Annotated in this window: 20 protein-coding genes; 12 read left to right on the top strand and 8 right to left on the bottom strand. The window is 33.1% G+C overall.

What is annotated here, in order from left to right; translation table 11 throughout:
* Positions 1 to 240: 240 nt before the first annotated feature.
* From BMX53_RS11530 to BMX53_RS11520, 3 genes are all read left to right on the top strand, one after another.
* Positions 241 to 1,560 carry an aspartate kinase gene (locus tag BMX53_RS11530; RefSeq protein ID WP_074746456.1) on the top strand — a complete coding sequence of 440 codons (1,320 nt, stop codon included), beginning with the start codon at positions 241 to 243 and terminating at the stop codon, positions 1,558 to 1,560.
* 15 nt (positions 1,561 to 1,575) lie between these two features.
* Entirely contained in the window at positions 1,576 to 2,742 is a 1,167-nt protein-coding gene (gene lysA / locus BMX53_RS11525) for a diaminopimelate decarboxylase (RefSeq protein ID WP_038985808.1), read from the top strand.
* 83 nt (positions 2,743 to 2,825) lie between these two features.
* Entirely contained in the window at positions 2,826 to 3,068 is a 243-nt protein-coding gene (locus tag BMX53_RS11520; protein WP_038985809.1) for a hypothetical protein, read from the top strand.
* Positions 3,069 to 3,132: 64 nt separating this feature from the next.
* Here the strand turns inward: BMX53_RS11520 and BMX53_RS11515 are convergent, their stop codons facing one another.
* Together BMX53_RS11515 and BMX53_RS11510 are read right to left on the bottom strand one after the other, a co-directional pair.
* The gene (locus tag BMX53_RS11515) at positions 3,133 to 3,612 is read right to left on the bottom strand and encodes a hypothetical protein (protein WP_063176596.1); all 480 of its coding nucleotides are present in this window, start codon (positions 3,610 to 3,612) and stop codon (positions 3,133 to 3,135) included.
* Between the two features lie 151 nt (positions 3,613 to 3,763).
* Positions 3,764 to 4,996: a porin gene (locus BMX53_RS11510; RefSeq protein ID WP_038985811.1), complete on the bottom strand. Its 1,233-nt coding sequence runs from the start codon at positions 4,994 to 4,996 to the stop codon at positions 3,764 to 3,766.
* Between the two features lie 121 nt (positions 4,997 to 5,117).
* On the opposite strand from BMX53_RS11510, the gene prmA reads away from it, so the two are divergent.
* Together prmA and BMX53_RS11500 are read left to right on the top strand one after the other, a co-directional pair.
* The gene (prmA, locus tag BMX53_RS11505; RefSeq protein WP_074746454.1) at positions 5,118 to 5,951 is read left to right on the top strand and encodes a 50S ribosomal protein L11 methyltransferase; all 834 of its coding nucleotides are present in this window, start codon (positions 5,118 to 5,120) and stop codon (positions 5,949 to 5,951) included.
* Positions 5,952 to 5,975: 24 nt separating this feature from the next.
* Positions 5,976 to 6,251, top strand: coding sequence for an ATP-dependent Clp protease adaptor ClpS (locus BMX53_RS11500; protein ID WP_063176598.1), 276 nt, complete (start codon positions 5,976 to 5,978; stop codon positions 6,249 to 6,251).
* Between the two features lie 129 nt (positions 6,252 to 6,380).
* Here BMX53_RS11500 and prfH read toward each other — a convergent pair whose 3' ends face one another.
* The gene (prfH, locus tag BMX53_RS11495) at positions 6,381 to 7,001 is read right to left on the bottom strand and encodes a peptide chain release factor H (protein WP_074746452.1); all 621 of its coding nucleotides are present in this window, start codon (positions 6,999 to 7,001) and stop codon (positions 6,381 to 6,383) included.
* Between the two features lie 2 nt (positions 7,002 to 7,003).
* Positions 7,004 to 8,395, bottom strand: coding sequence for an RtcB family protein (locus BMX53_RS11490; protein WP_074746450.1), 1,392 nt, complete (start codon positions 8,393 to 8,395; stop codon positions 7,004 to 7,006).
* 678 nt (positions 8,396 to 9,073) lie between these two features.
* On the opposite strand from BMX53_RS11490, the gene BMX53_RS11485 reads away from it, so the two are divergent.
* From BMX53_RS11485 to BMX53_RS11470, 4 genes are all read left to right on the top strand, one after another.
* Positions 9,074 to 9,718, top strand: a complete 645-nt coding sequence (locus BMX53_RS11485) for a hypothetical protein (protein WP_074746448.1) — start codon at positions 9,074 to 9,076, stop codon at positions 9,716 to 9,718.
* A 3-nt stretch (positions 9,719 to 9,721) separates the two neighbouring features.
* Positions 9,722 to 11,251 carry an L-type lectin family protein gene (locus BMX53_RS11480; protein ID WP_074746446.1) on the top strand — a complete coding sequence of 510 codons (1,530 nt, stop codon included), beginning with the start codon at positions 9,722 to 9,724 and terminating at the stop codon, positions 11,249 to 11,251.
* 2 nt (positions 11,252 to 11,253) lie between these two features.
* A complete protein-coding gene (locus tag BMX53_RS11475) occupies positions 11,254 to 12,798 on the top strand; it encodes a lectin-like domain-containing protein (RefSeq protein WP_074746444.1) in 1,545 nt (514 codons plus the stop codon).
* A gap of 133 nt (positions 12,799 to 12,931) precedes the next feature.
* On the top strand, positions 12,932 to 13,681 hold the full coding sequence (locus tag BMX53_RS11470; protein ID WP_074746442.1) for a hypothetical protein: 750 nt from the start codon (positions 12,932 to 12,934) through the stop codon (positions 13,679 to 13,681).
* A 65-nt stretch (positions 13,682 to 13,746) separates the two neighbouring features.
* Here the strand turns inward: BMX53_RS11470 and BMX53_RS11465 are convergent, their stop codons facing one another.
* Both BMX53_RS11465 and pyrE read right to left on the bottom strand, forming a co-directional pair.
* Positions 13,747 to 14,139, bottom strand: a complete 393-nt coding sequence (locus BMX53_RS11465) for a hypothetical protein (RefSeq protein WP_038985820.1) — start codon at positions 14,137 to 14,139, stop codon at positions 13,747 to 13,749.
* Between the two features lie 22 nt (positions 14,140 to 14,161).
* Positions 14,162 to 14,803 carry an orotate phosphoribosyltransferase gene (pyrE, locus tag BMX53_RS11460; RefSeq protein ID WP_074746440.1) on the bottom strand — a complete coding sequence of 214 codons (642 nt, stop codon included), beginning with the start codon at positions 14,801 to 14,803 and terminating at the stop codon, positions 14,162 to 14,164.
* Positions 14,804 to 14,810: 7 nt separating this feature from the next.
* On the opposite strand from pyrE, the gene BMX53_RS11455 reads away from it, so the two are divergent.
* Positions 14,811 to 15,416, top strand: a complete 606-nt coding sequence (locus BMX53_RS11455) for an NUDIX hydrolase (protein WP_038985822.1) — start codon at positions 14,811 to 14,813, stop codon at positions 15,414 to 15,416.
* An 82-nt stretch (positions 15,417 to 15,498) separates the two neighbouring features.
* Here BMX53_RS11455 and coaD read toward each other — a convergent pair whose 3' ends face one another.
* On the bottom strand, positions 15,499 to 15,951 hold the full coding sequence (gene coaD, locus BMX53_RS11450) for a pantetheine-phosphate adenylyltransferase (RefSeq protein WP_038985823.1): 453 nt from the start codon (positions 15,949 to 15,951) through the stop codon (positions 15,499 to 15,501).
* A 16-nt stretch (positions 15,952 to 15,967) separates the two neighbouring features.
* Entirely contained in the window at positions 15,968 to 16,948 is a 981-nt protein-coding gene (locus tag BMX53_RS11445) for a D-alanine--D-alanine ligase (protein WP_074746438.1), read from the bottom strand.
* A gap of 124 nt (positions 16,949 to 17,072) precedes the next feature.
* Between BMX53_RS11445 and BMX53_RS11440 the strand changes: the two genes are divergently transcribed.
* The gene (locus tag BMX53_RS11440; RefSeq protein WP_038985825.1) at positions 17,073 to 17,711 is read left to right on the top strand and encodes a PASTA domain-containing protein; all 639 of its coding nucleotides are present in this window, start codon (positions 17,073 to 17,075) and stop codon (positions 17,709 to 17,711) included.
* Between the two features lie 19 nt (positions 17,712 to 17,730).
* The gene (locus tag BMX53_RS11435; RefSeq protein ID WP_038985826.1) at positions 17,731 to 18,786 is read left to right on the top strand and encodes an RluA family pseudouridine synthase; all 1,056 of its coding nucleotides are present in this window, start codon (positions 17,731 to 17,733) and stop codon (positions 18,784 to 18,786) included.
* Positions 18,787 to 18,792 lie beyond the last annotated feature (6 nt).

Raw genomic sequence — 18,792 nt, 5'->3', positions numbered from 1 at the left:
TGATTTTCTTTTAAAAAAAGTTTTTAAAAATGCTGATAATTAAATAAAGTATTTATATTTGTGGCAAATCAATGAAGAAAATGTTTATATCAATTATAAAGAAGGGAAAGAAACAGTACTTACGTCAAGCATCGTGAGCAGCTTTCCTGTGGATATAAATTAAACATATACAAAAAGGAGCTTGTCATCACGACAAGCTCCTTTTTTTTTGGTCGATTATTATTAACAAATTAATTTTATATGAAAGTTTTAAAATTTGGAGGTACTTCAGTAGGAAGTCCAGAGAGGATGCAACAGTTGTTGCCGATTATTCATTCGCAGCAAAGCGATCGTCATTTAGTAGTGTTATCTGCAGTGTCAGGTACTACTAATGCTTTAGTAGGGATATCAGAAGCTTATACTAACGGCAAAAAGGAGGACGCAAAGAAACAAATCGATAACTTATACGCTACATATAAAACTTTCATAAAGCAATTATTTACAACTGAGGATGGTCTGCGGATGGCGACAGAAGTAATAGATCATCACTTTAATTTGTTAGAGTCTTTTAGTAACGATTTATTTACTTCAATTGAAGAGAGAATAGTATTAGCACAGGGAGAGTTATTATCTACTACACTGTTTCACTTTTATTTAAAAGAGATAGGTGTAAGTTCTGTGTTACTTCCAGCACTTGATTTTATGCGTATCGACGAGGAGCAAGAGCCAAACTTAGAGTATATCCGTACTCAGGCAAGTGCTTTATTAGCTCAGCATCCTGCGGAAACACTGTTTATCACACAAGGTTATATTTGTAGAAATGCCTTCGGAGAGATAGATAATCTTAGACGTGGAGGTTCTGACTATACTGCTTCATTAGTAGGTGCAGTGCTTCAGGTAGAGGAGATACAGATATGGACAGATATAGATGGATTCCATAATAATGATCCTCGCTATGTACCAAATACGAAACCTATTGCTAATTTGAGTTTTGATGAGGCAGCAGAGTTAGCTTATTTTGGAGCGAAGATATTACACCCACAAAGTGTGTTTCCAGCTAAGCGATTTAACGTACCTGTACGTCTTTTAGATACAATGGAGCTTAGTGCACCTGGTACACTTATCTCTGATAACTGCCAGAATGATGATCAGATAGTGGCTATTGCAGCTAAAGATGGGATTACAGCTATTCGTATTCACTCGTCACGTATGTTATTGGCTTATGGATTCTTAAGAAGAGTATTTGAGGTATTTGAACGTTATAAAACACCTATAGATATGATTACTACTTCAGAGGTAGCAGTATCATTAACTATAGATAATACTCAATATTTAAAAGAGATTATCGAGGAGCTTAACTATTTCGGTAACGTTGAGGTAGATAATGATCAGGCTATTGTATGTATAGTGGGAGATTTTCGCAATAATAAATTGGGACATGCTACTATCGTATCAGAGGCTGTGAAGCACCTGCCTATCCGTATGATATCTTACGGAGGAAGTGAGCATAATATCTCTTTATTAGTACCAGCTAATCAGAAGTTAGAGGCTCTGAGATCGTTACATAGTAGATTGTTTTAAAAGTAGGGAATAATGATGACTAAAGATATAATTAAAGAATTAGAAGGAGCTCAGACTCCTCTGTATTACTATGATTTACCTCTTTTAAGAGAGACATTATCTGTAGCTAAGAGTGCTGCTGACCGTTTTGGGTATCACATTCACTATGCTATTAAGGCTAATAATAATCCTCGAATCCTAAGAGAAGTTAGTGCTAAGGGCTTCGGAGCTGACTGCGTGAGTGGTTTAGAGATAGAACGTTCTATAGCAGAAGGATTTAATCCTTCAGATATTGTATTCGCAGGAGTGGGTAAAACGGATAGAGAGATATTAATCGGATTAGAAAATCAGATTATGTCTTTTAACGTTGAGTCTGTTCAAGAGTTAGAAGTAATCGGTGAATTAGCCAATAAACATCAGTTAAAAGGACGTATCGCTCTGCGTATTAATCCAAATGTGGATGCTAAGACGCACCATTATATTACAACAGGTCTGGACGAGAATAAATTCGGTATCATGAAGCACGAACTTAGCAAGTGTATTGAGATTATTAATGCTAATGAGTACTTAGAATTAATTGGACTACACTTTCACGTAGGGTCTCAGATTACAGATTTAAATGTATTTAAAAGTTTATGTCTTAAAGTGAATGAGTGGAATGAATGGTTCTATGAACGTGGACATGATGTGCCTGTATTAAATTTAGGAGGTGGGTTAGGTATTAATTATAGCGAACCAGATGAGGAGGCTATTGTTAACTTCTCTAATTTCTTCTATTTATTTCATGAATTCTTAACTGTGAGATCACATCAGCAAATACATTTTGAGCTAGGGCGTTCTATTATTGCTAACTGTGGTACATTAGTGAGCAGAGTATTATATATTAAAGAAGGAATCAAAAAGAACTTCGCTATACTAGATGCTGGAATGACAGAATTACTTAGGCCAGCTCTTTATCAAGCGTATCACAAAGTAGAATTATTGTCAGATAAGCATACAGAAGAGTCTGATACTAAGGAAGAAGTGAAATATGATGTAGTAGGACCTATCTGTGAGAGTAGTGACTGTTTTGGTAAAGATGTTTTATTGCCAAGATTGAAAAGAGGAGATCTTATCGCTGTTCGTTCTGCTGGAGCTTATGGAGAAGTGATGTCATCTAGATATAACTTGAGACAAGAATTGGAATATTTTTTCAAAGAATAACATTAAAATAGTTTTATATTTAGAATAGTTTGTTAAATTTGGTTTCGAACAAAAGAAATTATAAATTTTAAAAAATAGGACTAATGACATTAGGAGACATCGATGTAGCAGGAGAAATAATTGATTTAAACTTTCAATTATTAAGAACACAAATTTTATTAGAAGAGGTTTTAAAGCACAATGCTGAAACAATGAAACTTCCTTCACCAGAAGCAATGAATGAAATCAATGAGTTCGCTTTGAAATCTATTCAAAAGAAATTTCCAAACATGAATATTGGAAGAAGAGAAGATGAGCAACCTCAAGCTGAACAAGCAGAAGCATAATAAAAAAGCCAAGCATATTGCTTGGCTTTTTTTATGTTTTTAAGTGTTGTACAGTATTATGTAATTAATGGCAGTAATCAGAAGCCCAATCTTGGTGCCCTCTGTTCTTCCAACATTGGTAACTTTCTTTTATAGTTTTTACTCTAAAAGAATCATTCTTTTTCTCTACAGTCATAATAACTTTTAAGGCTTTTAGAGAATCATCATTGATACCATCTTCTAATAGTGATAGTGTGAATTTATTAGGGTCAGTACTTGTAGACTTAGTGATGATATAAGTATAGTTACCTTCAGCTCCCATATCTTCTGGAGCATACTCTTGCATAATCTTTTCGACAGAGTCTATCTTGTGTTCTATAATAGATTTATTAAGAGCATTAATTTCTTCTTGCTCTATTTCTCTGAACTCTCTATCCTCAGCCGTCATTGTAGTTAATAAATTAGGTTGATCCATAGGAGTATTTCCTGCAGTAGCACTATTATTTCCACAACCCATTGAGATGAAAGCAAAAATAAAACCTACTACAACGACTATCTTTTTCATACTTATTTGATTTTAGCTTTTGAACTATGGTCCAAAATTAATCAATAAGAACTTAAAGTTAGGTTATAGTAGGTTAGGGTTATTACTAAATAATAGTTAATTATTTAGAATATATTTTTTAAAATACAATTACAAATTGTGATTTTGGTTATTAAATTCCTATTTCAAACTGAACTCTGAAGTACCAGTTGTTCTTAGTAGGACCTTGGTAAAACTCTTGTTTGTCATAAGTTAACTCAGCTTGTAACTTAAATGTATGCTCCCATAAATACTTGTTTGCACCTAAACTGAATTGCGTAGTATTAGGCATATTTAGAGTCTCGAATAACTGATCTTTCATCTTTTGAGTAGAAACTCTACCTATAACTTCATAGTTGCTAGGGAAGATGTAACTCAATTGGTAGTCCATACCACGTCCTGCAAATACTGCAGAAGTTCCTGTTTTAACATTATTTGCATCATAACTATATGTGATAGCATCATCTAAAGTTCTATCCATATATGAAATCATACCTGCCCATCCGTTGTACTTAACGATACCATCTAGCATAATAGAGTTAAATGATTTAGGATCGTATAACTTACTACCTGTTTGCCCTTGCGTTTTCTGAGCATTGTTGTTTCGGTGATATGTTCCTGACAACATTAGTTTAGGAGATTGTTCTCTAGCTAAATCCCCTTCAAAGAATGCTCCGTTTTTAGAGAAACTACCTAAAGGGAATAATTCTACCCTTCCAGTTAATGCATAACTATCACTTTCACTACCTGAGAAGTTACGCCCTCTACCTGTAGATACAGCCGTTTTAATATTATATCCAAACTCGTTTTTCTTCTCGTGTAAATAGTATGCCTGAATACCGAAGTCACGGTCGATATTAAACTTAGCGTTGTTGATAGAACGGTCTGTTAACTGAAGTGCCCCAGATGAGTTGATACGTTGTCTATTTCCTGGTAATTTAGTTTGTCCAAATATAAAGTTCCAGTTCTCATTAGGACGATAAGTTAAGGCTGCATCACGTATAATATTGATTGGTTCGTTCTCTTTAGTTGTACCTAAGTCTTTTGGAGCAAAAGAAAGTTGGATAACGTAAAGGAATTTAGGGTTACCAACGAAACCATCTAAACGCAAACGAAGTCTTCTGATTTCTCCTTCGTATGTATTCTTTTCTCCATCATTCTCGTTGAAGGTTAATCTATTTTGCATTCTAAAGCGAATGTTCAATTGGAATATACTATCAGCTGATGTCATTCCCAATCCTTTACCGTAACTATAGTAAGGTAATTGTTCTAATTTTAATTCGTTACTCTTAGTGCTATGTTTTAATTCCTGTGCCGCTATGAACATTGGAAATAGCAAGAATAAAACGTGTAAAAGCTTTTTCATAGTGTGTTGTATTTATTTTGCAAAAATAACATTAGTTTTGCAATTGATTTACATATAGTATTATAGCAATGTAAATTTAATGTTACCAAAAGGTTAAGTAATAGTGTTTTAAAAGAAAAATATGGAATATATCGGTTATCACTTTAATGTAGAACCAAAAGAGTTAGGTACTGAAATACTAATAGCGGAGTTAGGAGAGAAGGCATTTGAGAGTTTTGAAGAGACTGCTACTGGGGTAAGTGCTTATGTGCAAAAAGTATTGTGGACAGAGGATATCTTAGAAGATATCTTTATTCTTCAGTCTGATCAGTTTACAATTACGTATAGAAAGGAAGAGATAGAACAAGTAAACTGGAATGAGGAGTGGGAAAAAAACTTTGACCCAATCGATGTAGATGGTGTATGTTATGTTAGAGCTCCTTTTCATGCTAAAACGGATGCTCAGTATGATATCGTGATAGAACCAAAGATGAGTTTCGGTACAGGGCATCACGAAACTACATTTATGATGATTCGTCAGATATTAAGTAATGATATGCAAGGTAAGGAAGTACTAGATATGGGATGTGGTACTGCTATCTTAGCAATTCTAGCTTCTATGCGTGGTGCTAAACATGTGGATGCTATCGACATTGATAACTGGTGTTATTTAAACTCTATAGAGAATGCAGAGAGAAATAATTGTACTAATGTAGATGTATTCGAAGGGGATGCTTCTATTATTACAAAAGAACCTAAATACGATGTTATCCTAGCTAATATTAATAGAAATATCTTATTAAATGATATGGATAAATATGTAGCAAGTTTACATAAAGGTGGGGCTATTTACTTCAGCGGATTCTATACTGAAGATATTACTGCAATAAAAAATTGTGCAGAAAAGATTGGTTTGGTTTTTGAAAGTAATTTTGAAAAGAATAATTGGGTATCTTTGAAGTTCGTAAAAGCGTAAAAAATTCATTATTAGGTATATATTATGAGTACACAAGAACAGATTCAAGAGAAGGTAGATGTATCAGAATTATTGAACGGGAATAGTGAAATTATTCTATACAATGATGATGTAAATACATTTGATCATGTTATTGAGACTCTTATTCGTGTATGTGATCACACATCTGAACAAGCAGAGCAATGTGCTATGTTAGTACATTATACAGGTAAATGTACTGTAAAAACAGGGGAGTTTAAAAAACTAAAATCTCAATGTCTACAATTGTTAGATGCAGGCTTGAGTGCAGAGATAATGTAATTAGTTTTTTTGGTTCGCAATAATATCGCGATGAGAATCTAAAAAGTATAAAGCAGGCTATCTATATTTAGATAGTCTGCTTTTTTTATACAAAAAAGAGGTTGTCTGACTAGACAACCTCTTCTCTTATTATTTCTCTCTAAACTTTATGCCAATGAAAGTGCGTGTAGGATTACCTCTTTCTACTTTCGTTTGGTTTAGCCACGTATTCTTTTCTTCTAGTTTCACTTCATTTAATGCCATATTCTGAAGCTTCTCTATTAGCCTTTCGGTAGCTAATTTTTTGTTTTGATGTTGAGATCTACTATCCATAGCCATTACAGTAATACCTGTAGATAGATGTGTAGCTCTCACAGCAGAGCTAACTTTATTAACGTTTTGTCCGCCAGCTCCCGAACTGCGTACAGCTTGGTATTGAATATCACGGTCAAGAATCGCAGAATCACTTGCTTTAGTGCTTTCAAAAATACCAATGTACCAATTCTTTCTTTTGTGTTTAGGTCTAAATGGGCTTTCACAAATCCATTGTATAGTACCTAACCAGGTTCTCAAAAAAGTATCAACTTCTTTAGACATTTCGACGATTTGGATAAATACCGACGCGCCATGTGCGTCGGTTTCATCCTGTATTGGATCAACTTTAATATTGGATTTGACTGCGTCGTCTATAAAAAGTTGTGCAATCTTCTTAACGGCAAAATCACACTCTTGGGGACCTCTACCTGATGTAATCTGAATAATCTTTGCCATAACTACTTATCCATTCTTACAAATTTAGGGGTAAAGCTTCCCAATACTTTTACTAATTCACTTTGAGCTTGCATTACTGCATTGATGTCTTTATAAGCCATTGGTGCTTCATCAATACTACCTCCTATAAGCTGAACACCAGTAGAACTTAGTTCTTTTTTAATCTCACTCTTGGTAAACTTCTGTTTACATGCCGCGCGTGAGTGTAGGCGTCCCGCTCCATGAGAAGCTGAATTTAAACTCTCTGTATTTCCCAGACCTTCGACTATATAGCCATTAGTAGTCATCGATCCAGGTATAATTCCTAATTGTCCTTCTGCAGCAGGAGTTGCTCCTTTGCGGTGAACAATTAATTCTTTGTCATTTATTATTTCTTTCCATGCAAAGTTGTGATGGTTCTCAATAGTGAAAGCGATTTGCTTACCTAATGCTTTAGCAATACGACGGTGTATATCATCGTGGCAAGCTTTAGCATAATCTCCAGCAAGGTTCATCGCTAACCAATACTCTTGACCATCATGTGTGTTGAGGTCTAACCAAGCTAAATGCTGTGCATTACTTGGTAGAGGGCATTGCTTCGTTGCTAAATATGTATAATGTTTAGCGATGTTAGCCCCTAATCCTCTAGATCCACTATGTGAAAGAACAGCAATGTATTCTCCTGGTTCTAATTTCCACTCCGGTTTAGTCTCTGTCAATCTTACGATTCCGAATTCTACAAAGTGGTTACCGCTACCAGATGTTCCTAATTGTTTATAGGCCTTGTCTAACAAGCCTTTGACAAAAGGGATATTTTTAAATTCCTCTCTGCTGAATACCTCGTGATCAGCTTTTATCTTATGTGTGTCGTACATACCAAATTTAGTGTGTTCTGACAAGATATTTAATAACTGATGGTCTTTACCTTTTAAGAAGTTAGCTGGTAGATTAAAGACTGACATACTCATACGACAACCAATATCTACACCAACTCCGTAAGGAATAACTGCATTATCTGTAGCTAGTACTCCTCCAATTGGCAAACCATAACCATAATGAGCGTCAGGCATTAAGGCTCCCTGTACTGCTACAGGTAGTTTTAAAGCAGTGAACAGCTGATACTTAGTCTGTTCGTCAATAGCATCTTCTCCATAGATAGAGAACGGTACTCTATTGGTATTGAGTTGATGTTTTTTGACTTCTACTTGTTTGATCATACTTTCAGCTACTTTCCCCCAGATACCATCTCCTATAAAGGATTCAGGGTTAAGTAGTACTTGTTTAGCCTCTTCAAGTATGTTGTTTTTATTTTCTTTTTTCTTATATCTATTTACTTGCCCTAAGGCGATGTTTATTGTATTGTTTTGAGGAAACCCTATTTTAATAAAGTCTCTCCCAGAAAGTTTCCTTCCCATGATGTAAAATTTAAATTGACTAAATGCTCAATCCTTATGAATAGGATTGATTTGATTTTTTACTGATGATCTTTAGCATCTATCAGTCAATTCGGGCAGACTAAGAATAAACAATAGGCATAGTAACGAAAGTTAATTATACAGTAGAATTGACTTGTAGTAAATGACTATGTTGATTCTTGGTTTGATCTTGTTAAGGGTCCGGAATAAACAAAAAAAAGCCCGAATTATTCTTCGGGCTTTTCTATTATATGTAAAATTTAGATATTTTAAATAAAAGTAGCACGAAGACACACCCCAGCAATCCCTGCTGATGCGAATGATGTAGAAGTATAATTTAGTACAAACATTGTTCTTCGTTTTTAATGGTTCAACTTTATTTCAGCGCAAAGATTGTGATAAATATTTGAATTATGCAAGAGTTGACTAAAAAAAAATATAAACTAACTGTTTTTTTTTAAATGAAAGTGTTTAAGAATTGTTTGTATGTTACAAAAACATAGTTATATTTTATTTTATGTTAAAATCTTTAATGTTTGGGTTTAAAATATTTAATAATTTAATTTTATTACTTAAAATTGATATTGTTAACATAATTTTGTAGCTATATTAAAGGTGCGTTTACTTTAAACACTCTTTTAATAGAAAGTTGCTATTAAAAAATGTAAAAGAAAAAATATGAAAAAGTTATTACTTATTGGATTGATGTTCATGGGAGCTAATGTTGGAGTGTCTTATGGGCAGGTATTAATAGGAACTCCTGGAGTACCTGTTGAAGGAGCATTACTAGATTTAAGAGATAAAGATGTAAAGGCGGACAACGTGTCGGCAGGAAAAGGTTTTTTGATGCCAAGAGTTATGCTAACTGATTTAACTAAATTAACCCCTTTAGTAAAGACAGAAACTGCTGCAAACAAAATAGAGCATATCGGTTTACAAGTGTATCACATTGGAGGAGGTACAAGCTCTATTACTCCAGGGCTTAAAATTTGGAATGGAACTAAATGGGATGAGATATTTAGCTCTCCAAAAGGGCAATGGATTTATATGCCTCCATTTCCACTAAAAATGTATTTAGATGTTAATCAAGAAATTGATCTTTATGATGAATATAGTAAGCAGATTAATGGAAAAGCTCCATTATGGGAACCTAATGAGGTAACTTTTGTTATAACAGGCTTTGATTCGACTGCTTTTTCTACGCAACCTACTATAGTAAAGAGTACAAGTGGAGCTACTCATACTCACAAGCTTAAATTTAGACCAGCACTTGGAAAATTGACAGCAGCTTCTTATTTAAATATAATCATTGTAAAAAATTAGGGAATGAAAAGATATATTGTATATATATGTAGTATAACTGTTTTTTTTCTCAGTAATATTGCGGCTTTAGCACAATTTCCTTATCAAAGTACATTGACAAAAGGTGATGAATTTAATCAATTTAGTTCTTCTTTAGTTAGTTTTGATACATATGGTGCTACATTAACACCTGCAACTAATAGTACAACAAGAGGATTTTATCTAAATGATTTAGCATTTACGGTTGATAGAGGGTTTATTATTGAATTTGATTATTTAATGACAGGAGGAACTAATGCTCCAAATTTTGCGGATGGTTTAGCGCTTGTTTTATTTGATGGAAGTGTCACAGAACCAAAAATGGGATCTGATGGATCAGGATTAGGTTATTCATACAAGACACCATCATCTAGTGGTTTGACCAAAGGTTTCTTAGCAGTAGGTATTGACTTATGGGGAAGTTTTAAGTTTAGACGTAGTGATAGTGGTGAATATAGAAATGGTATTCGAAATGGTAGTGGAAATAGCACCTTAATTGCCGATCCTGATAGAGCTGGTAAAGAAGGTGAGTCTAGAGATCATATTACTATTAGAGGCCAAGGAGATGGAGGTAAGGGATATCCTGTTTTAATCACACAGAGTACTACAAATTTTGAATCAAGAACTATGCTTAATTTTGCGACTGGTAAATATGATATAAAACCAGATGCTCCTCAAGCAATTCCTTTTAAGTTCTCTTTAAGAGAAAGTAAAACAAATACTACAAGTGATATTAATGCAAGTTATGGAGATTTAGCCTATCGTAGAATTTCTGTTTCTATGTTACCAGGAATAAAGGATAATAAAAAAGGATTCTTTATGACAGTAGATATGACACATGGAAAAATAGTAGATAGAGTTATTAAAGACTTTTTCTTACCAGATAATGAAACTATTCAATATTTAGAAGTTAATGGATCATCCGAAACAAGTAATGTAACTAGACCTTTATTATTAAAAGCACCTACAACATTTAAGTTAGGTTTTGTGGCTTCTACTGGAGGGTATAACCAGCGTCATATTGTTAGAAATTTAAGTTTATATATGCCATTTTCTCCAGCAGTAGAAAATGTTTATATGGAGGATGTATGTAAGGATATACCAACAGAAATAGATGTTTTAGCTAATAGTGTTGGTTTTGATAATAATATATATACTGGAGGAGGTGACCTATATGCATATGGAGATAAAAAACACTTAGATCCCTATAGTTTTCAGTTCCGTACAATTATTGGAGGACTATATGAAGATACAGCTCAACCATATACAGCCATAACTCCTTATGGGACGTATGAATATAATCCAGTAACAGCAAAAGTTTTTTTTATTCCGAATAAAGGAATAACGATGCCAACTTCAGATGAGGTATATTTTACAATTAGAAATAAAGATAAGAAGGTTTCTAATGATGTTAATCTTGGTAGTGAACAGTTTAGATCCAATACAAGTACTATAAAGTTAACTTTTGGAAAAAATTGTAATGATGTATTAATGGTAAACGGAAATAGTATATAATTATGAGAAAGAAAGTATTGTTTGGATATAGTAAAATATATTACTGTTTATTAGTATTATTACTTAATCAGTTGTGTTTTGGACAAAATAAGTTTCCTTATTTTAATACAGGACAAAGTGAAGAGGGATTTAAGAAATTAGGAGAAAGTAAATTGGGTTTAATTACTTATGGACCAAATGGGATTAAATTAGTAGATAATACAAGTCAGTTTGCTGGAGTAGCTTTAAACGATTTGTCTTTTAGTACTGAAAAAGGATTTATTCTAGAGTTTGAGTTTGCATTAGATATGGGTACAACATTTAGTGGTAGATATGGGGATGGTATAGCTATGGTACTATATAATTCATCATTAACTCAACCTGTAATGGGAGATAAAGGAGGGGCTCTAGGATATGCACATACAAGAAAAAGTAGTGGTGTAAATATTGCTGGATTTACTAATGGTTTCTTGGGATTAGGGCTTGATTTATTCGGAAATTATAAAAACATTATGAATGTTAGTGATGAAATTAGAAATGGTATTGTAGCAGCAGGTAGTAGTGATAGTAATGAAGGGAATTTTGTTGTTTTAAGAGGACCTACATCTTTAATGGCAGCAGAAGGATATCCTGTTCTATTTGCTATACAAACTGAACAAGGGAAGAATAAAAATCTATATTTAGACCGCTCCAGTGGTACGCCTGTTACAAAACAAAGGGGGTTAGTAGGACAACGATTTAATTTAAGAGGAAATGTTCTCAATGCAAAACCTGGAGATACAGGATATCGTAAAGCAATTATTTCTTTAGTACCTGGGGTAGATGTTGATGCAAATAATGAAAGTGGTTTTTTTATCACAGTTGAAATGATTAATGATTCGTATAATAGTACAGTTATCAAAAATTACTTTATACCTAAAAATGGAAATATTAAATATACCGAACAAACTACTACAAGTTCTTCTATAGTAAAGAATTTATTTATAAATACTCCTACTGAGTTAAAAATGGCATTTACAGCTTCTACTGGTGGGGCTTCAATTCGTGCTCATATTCGTAATATTGCATTAAGTCTGCCTTTTTCACCTGTAGCTAATGATATGTCAGTACAAGGTGTTTTAATTGATGCACCTAATACTATTAAACCACTCTATTTAGCATATGGATATAATAGTAATGTATATTCTGTATTAAATCCTCCTATAAAGTCTTTTTTATATTTAGATAAAAAGAGTTTTAGATTTAAAAAATATGACCCTGTTTCTAAACAACCTGTATTAACACCTGATAACTATACTTTAAATGAACCAGGAATAGGTATTTTTAAATATGATGAGAATACTGGAGAAATAACTTTTACTCCAGAAACTGGATTTAAAGGAGATGCTCCTTATACATTCTATTATGATATTAAAAATGTAAAACCAGCTTCAGGGACAGATATCAGTACTGAGGAGTATAGATCTAGAACGGCTGCAATTACTTTAAACTTTGTAAAGAAAGGAACTGGAGTTGATGTTTATCCTACTTTAATAATCAATAGAGGGCTAAAAAACACAAAGAATTAAAACCTTAAGTAATAAGGATAAGGTATATTTTATAAACAGTAGTAGACTTGGGTTTACTGCTGTTTTTTATTTTATTGTTATCTGTCATACTTATGTTAAAAGCTTACCTTTGTGTATCGAAAAAATTAAACAGATGAAAAAGATTTATTTATTGTTTTTAGGGGTAGTATTATCTCTGCAATCGTGTGTGACGAAAGAAGAGATTTACGTAAAAGAGAATGGAGCTGTAGATTATGCTTTTAAAATGGACTTTAGAGAGTTATTACAGAGTGTACCTGATAAGAAAGCTATCTTCAAAGGAGATGCTGATAAGATAGAGATGTTAAGTGGTCAAGAGTTTACTATTGAGCAATTAATAGAATTCGCTATGTTAAAGGAGAAGAATGGTGAGCAGAAGAAAGATAGTATTATAAAAGCAAACAAAGAGCTTTTTGATAGTACTAAGAATATTCGCTTTATGGTTAATATGAAAGATTCTTTAGCTGATTTTAATTTTAAAGTGAATGCAAAAGATATTGCAGATTTGAACCAATCTCTTTTGAATATAAATAAGCTTACTGAGAAAACAAGAGACTTTGAGAAAGGTAAAAAGAGTAATACACCTATGTTATTAAAGGATAGTGAATATAGCTTAACGTCTAAATCTTTTGAGAGAAAGTTAATTGCTGAAGAGGTGAAAGACGATAAGAAAGCAAGTGAAATGGGAGGTATGGAAGGGATGTTTACTTATATCCTAAAAACCACTTTTGATAAACCGATTAAATCAGTGTCTTACCAAGATGCTGTAATTAGTAAAGATGGAAAATCTTTTGAGAAGAAGTTTTCTATGGCAGAGATTATAGAAAATCCTAAAGTATTAGAATATAAAGTAGAGTTTAAGTAATGTACACTTAGATAAGAATAATAAAAAAGAGCTGTTTTAAAATTAAAAACAGCTCTTTTTGTATATTATAATTTATTCATATTTCCAGCTAATGCTTCGATAAATTTACCGATAGGTCCTTTTACCATCATTGCCATCATAGGGTTGAAACTACCTTCAAATTGAAGTTGTATTTCTGTATTGTTAGCATCTACCTCAGTGATATTCCCAGTTAATGTAAAAGGAAGTTTATCACTAGCAGCTCCTAAGATTACTTTAGAGTTAGGAGTTTGCTCTTTTTTCTTCAATTTAATTTCAGGCATTCCTTTAAGTGCGAATATAAAAGAATCATCTCCTGTAACTTCAAATTTAGCAATTGATTCAGGCATTAACTTCTCAAAGTTTTTTACGTCTGTCAAAGCGTTGAAGATATATTCAGCTGATTTAGCTACGGTTACTTTTGGACTTTCTAAGTTCATATATTCTGTTTTTAGGATATTGTTATTGATTCCACTCTGATGGATTCTTTCTCCACTCTTGTAGAGTTTCAAAGTCGCTATCAGAAATGTACTTTTGATTTACTGCATTTTCTAATAAAGAAGTGTAGTTGCTCAATGTAGTTAGTTCTATTCCTGCATTTTTGAAATTATCTTCTGCAACTTGGAACTCATAAGTAAAGATAGCAGCCATACCTAAGATGTTTGCCCCGTTTTCTTTTAGAGCTTCTACTGCTTGTAAGCTACTTTTACCAGTACTGATAAGATCTTCGATTACTATTACAGATTTACCTGCTTCTAATTGTCCTTCGATTTGATTTTGTCTTCCATGTTTTTTAGGTTCAGGACGAACATATACGAAAGGTAATTCTAAAGCTTCTGCTACTAATAGACCTATACCAATAGCTCCTGTAGCTACACCAGCGATAACATCTGGTTTACCATATTTAGCAACGATGTTTTCAGCAAACTCTTTTTGTAAGAATTTTCTGATCTCTGGATAAGACAATGTAATACGGTTATCACAATAAATTGGAGATTTCCATCCTGAAGCCCAAGTAAAAGGATTTTTAGGATTTAATTTAATTGCGTTAATTTGCAGAAGTGACTCGGCAGTTTTGTGTGCTGTTTCTTTATTAAAAATCATAATACAAATGTATAAAGTTTTTGTAAACGACAAACCATTGTTCCTGACAGATAAAATCGAGAAAGAAACCGATTTCCAACTGTTCTTATTAGATAGTGTCGATATTGACAAAATTATCATTAAATATTTTCAAAATAAAATTGATAAGGCTTTTTTATATCATCCTGACGAAAAAGAGATCTTAAAGAAGATAAAAGAGAAGATACCAGTACAGAAAGCAGGAGGGGGAGTTGTGTTTAATCCTAAGGGAGAAGTGTTGTTTATTCTTCGCAGTGGTAAATGGGATTTACCTAAGGGAGGTATAGAGAAACACGAGGAGATGGAAGAAACTGCTATCCGTGAAGTAGAAGAAGAAACAGGTGTATCTCAATTAAAGATTGTGCGTAAGTTGCCTAAGACTTATCATATCTTTAAACGAAATGGTAAGTACAGATTAAAAATTACTACTTGGTACGAGATGACTTCTGACTTTGATGGTCCTTTAGTTGGACAGATAGAAGAAGATATAGAGCAAGTAGCTTGGTTAAATAAAGAACAAATCAGAGAAGCAATGAATAATTCCTATGAGAATATTAAGTTACTTATAGATGAATTAGGGATTTTAAAAGACTAATTAAAGAAGTCTCTGATAGTAAATATAAAAGCCTATCTAATAGAATACTTAGATAGGCTTTTTTAGTATTTTAATATTGTGATTAGAACTTCACTGTTGGCGGAACTAGTTTAGAGTAGTCTCCTTTATTGCGTATAACGTCTCTAACGATACTAGAACTAATAAATGATGTACTAGCAGCTGTTAATAAAAAGACAGTCTCTAACTTCGTTAAAAAACGATTTGTATGAGCAATAGCTTTTTCAAACTCAAAGTCAGCTGGGTTTCTCAATCCTCTTAAGATAAATTGTGCATCTACTTTAAAACAGAAGTCAGTTGTCAATCCTTCATAAGTAGCTACTTTAATCTTAGGTTCATCTTTAAAAGTATCTTCTATAAATTTCTTTCTGTCTTCTAGTGAGAACATATACTTCTTATCATTGTTTACTCCTATTGCTACGATTATCTCGTCAAATAGAGGTAATGCTCTTTTGATAATATCGTAGTGTCCATTAGTGATAGGATCAAAAGAACCTGGTAATACTGCTCTTCTCATATTCTTTTCTGTATAATTAATTTGCTTTTTGCAAAGCTAAAACAATTGCATTGTCAAACAAGTCTGCTAATGGAATGTTAGCCGCTTTAGCTTGTTGAGGTAAGATACTTTCATTCGTAAGTCCAGGTACAGTGTTCATTTCTAGTAAGAATGGTTCACCATCTACAATAATAAACTCACTGCGAGAGAACCCTTGCATATTTAAGATCTTGTATATTCTACTAGCAACTTCTTCTATTTTGATTCGAATAGTATCATCGATTCTAGCAGGAGTAATTTCTTGAGATTTACCTAAATATTTAGCTTCATAATCAAAGAAGTCATTCTCTGATACGATTTCAGTCATAGGTAATACTTTAATTTCTCCTTTATAGTTTATAACCCCTACAGATACTTCTGTTCCATTTAAGAAGCTTTCGATAATGATTTCATTATCCTCTTTATAAGCTACTTCTATAGCAGTAAGTAATTCTTCTGTTGTTTTAGGTTTAGAGATACCAAAGCTAGAGCCTGAACGATTAGGTTTTACGAAACAAGGTAATCCTACGCGTTTGATGATTTCTTCAGTATTGATAGCATCTCCTTCATTTAAGTAATATGATATAGCAGTCTTTATTCCGAAAGGTCTAAGAACAGATAACATATCTCTTTTGTTCATAGTTAACGCAGCTTGGTAATAGTCACAAGAAGTATGAGGCATACCGATTAAAGTAAAGTATGCTTGTAGCAATCCATCTTCTCCAGGAGTACCATGAATAGCATTGAACACTACATCAAAAGTGATCTTACTACCTTTATATTGTACAGAGAAATCATTCTTATCGATAGGGAATTCTTCATTGTTATCATCAACATATACCCATTTGTCTTCGAATATATGGACAGGGTAAGGAATATATTTAGAACGGTCTAAAGTATTACATACTACTTTACCACTGTTTAAAGATATTTTGTACTCACTAGAGTACCCTCCCATTATTACTGCTACGTGCTTCATATAGAGCTAAAATTTAATACGTTAGTATGTTTTTCAACATTGTATTTGTTCAAAACAAATTTATAATAAAACATAGAAACAAAAAATGTTTTCGATTTTATATCTTTGCTCAAAATTAATAGATATGAAATTAACTGATTTTCTAAAGAGCAAACCTTTTTTTCTTTCTTTAGCAGCTGCACTTATTATCCTAATAGTAGGTGTTTTCTTAACGCTTAAATGGTTAGCACACACTACTAATCATGGAGAGAAAATAGAAGTGCCAAATTTAATCAAATTAGATACAGACCAAGCTAAGCAGTTATTAGAGAAGAACGAGCTTGATATGGTGATATTAGATACATTAGATTACGACAAAGATTTTCCACCATTGAGTATTATTGAGCAAGATCCTGCTCCTAAAACAGGTGTGAAAACAAATAGAAAGATCTACGTTAAGATTAATGCTTCAGGATTCGGTAAAGTAAAGTTGCCTAATCTAGAAGAGTTAACATATCGTCAGGCACTTTCTACTATTAAGTCTTTAGGATTAAAAGAAGGAACAATTACATATCAAACGTATATAGGTAAAGATGTAGTTCTAAAAGTTTATCAAAATGGTAAAGTTTTAAGAGAAGGTGATAAGGTAGCTAAAGAGTCTAGAATTGACTTCGTATTAGGAGATGGAAGAGCAGGGATGTCAGAAGAAGAATTAGACGTAGCACCAGCAGTAGAAGACGCAAGTGGAAACACAACAGCTACTTCTAATGAATTTGATTTTTAAAAGTATTTAAATAAGATTAATGCAAGAAGATAATGTAGAAATGTTCGATGACTTAGAAGGTGAGTTATTTGAGCATTATCGATTTGAAGCAGGTAAGGGGCAAGCTCCTCTTAGAGTAGATAAGTTCTTAATGAACTTGGTAGAAAATGCTACTCGTAATAAAATCCAACAAGCAGCAGCTAATGGAAATATATTTGTTAATGATGAACCTGTAAAGTCTAATCATAAAGTAAAAGCGAATGATGTAGTACGAGTGTTGATGAAACAACCTCCGTTTGAAAACATTATTATACCAGAGAACATCCCTTTAGATATAGTATATGAAGATGATTCTCTGTTAGTAGTTAATAAACCTGCAGGTTTAGTAGTACATCCAGGGCATGGTAACTATACAGGAACTTTAGTAAATGCATTAGCATATCACTTTGAGAACCTACCATTAAATAGTAGTGAAAGACCTGGTTTAGTTCACCGTATTGATAAAGATACTAGTGGATTACTTGTAGTTGCTAAGACTGAGTGGGCTATGACAGAACTTCAAAAACAATTTGCAGAGAAGACATCAGAGCGCGAGTATATTGCGATGGTATGGGGAAATGTAGAAGAAGATGAAGGTACTATAGAGAGCTATATTGGACGCCATGTTAAAGATAGAATGCAGATGGCAGCTTTTGATGATGAGAGCATGGGTAAATGGGCAGTGACTCATTATAATGTGCTTGAACGTTTAGGTTATGTTACATTGGTTTCTTGTCGTTTAGAGACAGGACGTACACACCAGATACGTGTTCACATGAAGCATATCGGTCATACATTATTTAATGATGAGCGTTATGGTGGTAACTTGATATTGAAAGGAACTACGTTTACTAAGTATAAGCAATTTGTTGATAACTGTTTTACAGTTTTACCTAGACAAGCACTTCATGCTAAGACATTAGGATTTACGCATCCTATAACAAAAGAAAGAATGAGATTTGACTCAGAAATACCTACTGATATGGTAGAGTGTATCGAGAAATGGAGAACTTATGCTCAAGCTTCTAATTTTGGAAATAAAGTAGATGGACTATAATCCGTA

The organism is Myroides marinus, assembly GCF_900109075.1.
GTDB classification, from domain to species: Bacteria; Bacteroidota; Bacteroidia; order Flavobacteriales; family Flavobacteriaceae; genus Flavobacterium; species Flavobacterium marinum_A.
The sequence above is the reverse complement of the archived record's forward strand: the minus strand, read 5'-3'. Positions and strand labels throughout refer to the sequence as shown.

Excerpts from the sequence above, each read along its gene's own strand:
- BMX53_RS11530 (WP_074746456.1), top strand. The coding sequence starts at position 241 with ATGAAAGTTTTAAAATTTGGAGGTACTTCAGTAGGAAGTCCAGAGAGG.
- lysA (WP_038985808.1), top strand. The coding sequence starts at position 1,576 with ATGACTAAAGATATAATTAAAGAATTAGAAGGAGCTCAGACTCCTCTG.
- BMX53_RS11520 (WP_038985809.1), top strand. The coding sequence starts at position 2,826 with ATGACATTAGGAGACATCGATGTAGCAGGAGAAATAATTGATTTAAAC.
- BMX53_RS11515 (WP_063176596.1), bottom strand. The coding sequence starts at position 3,612 with ATGAAAAAGATAGTCGTTGTAGTAGGTTTTATTTTTGCTTTCATCTCA.
- BMX53_RS11510 (WP_038985811.1), bottom strand. The coding sequence starts at position 4,996 with ATGAAAAAGCTTTTACACGTTTTATTCTTGCTATTTCCAATGTTCATA.
- prmA (WP_074746454.1), top strand. The coding sequence starts at position 5,118 with ATGGAATATATCGGTTATCACTTTAATGTAGAACCAAAAGAGTTAGGT.
- BMX53_RS11500 (WP_063176598.1), top strand. The coding sequence starts at position 5,976 with ATGAGTACACAAGAACAGATTCAAGAGAAGGTAGATGTATCAGAATTA.
- prfH (WP_074746452.1), bottom strand. The coding sequence starts at position 7,001 with ATGGCAAAGATTATTCAGATTACATCAGGTAGAGGTCCCCAAGAGTGT.
- BMX53_RS11490 (WP_074746450.1), bottom strand. The coding sequence starts at position 8,395 with ATGGGAAGGAAACTTTCTGGGAGAGACTTTATTAAAATAGGGTTTCCT.
- BMX53_RS11485 (WP_074746448.1), top strand. The coding sequence starts at position 9,074 with ATGAAAAAGTTATTACTTATTGGATTGATGTTCATGGGAGCTAATGTT.
- BMX53_RS11480 (WP_074746446.1), top strand. The coding sequence starts at position 9,722 with ATGAAAAGATATATTGTATATATATGTAGTATAACTGTTTTTTTTCTC.
- BMX53_RS11475 (WP_074746444.1), top strand. The coding sequence starts at position 11,254 with ATGAGAAAGAAAGTATTGTTTGGATATAGTAAAATATATTACTGTTTA.
- BMX53_RS11470 (WP_074746442.1), top strand. The coding sequence starts at position 12,932 with ATGAAAAAGATTTATTTATTGTTTTTAGGGGTAGTATTATCTCTGCAA.
- BMX53_RS11465 (WP_038985820.1), bottom strand. The coding sequence starts at position 14,139 with ATGAACTTAGAAAGTCCAAAAGTAACCGTAGCTAAATCAGCTGAATAT.
- pyrE (WP_074746440.1), bottom strand. The coding sequence starts at position 14,803 with ATGATTTTTAATAAAGAAACAGCACACAAAACTGCCGAGTCACTTCTG.
- BMX53_RS11455 (WP_038985822.1), top strand. The coding sequence starts at position 14,811 with ATGTATAAAGTTTTTGTAAACGACAAACCATTGTTCCTGACAGATAAA.
- coaD (WP_038985823.1), bottom strand. The coding sequence starts at position 15,951 with ATGAGAAGAGCAGTATTACCAGGTTCTTTTGATCCTATCACTAATGGA.
- BMX53_RS11445 (WP_074746438.1), bottom strand. The coding sequence starts at position 16,948 with ATGAAGCACGTAGCAGTAATAATGGGAGGGTACTCTAGTGAGTACAAA.
- BMX53_RS11440 (WP_038985825.1), top strand. The coding sequence starts at position 17,073 with ATGAAATTAACTGATTTTCTAAAGAGCAAACCTTTTTTTCTTTCTTTA.
- BMX53_RS11435 (WP_038985826.1), top strand. The coding sequence starts at position 17,731 with ATGCAAGAAGATAATGTAGAAATGTTCGATGACTTAGAAGGTGAGTTA.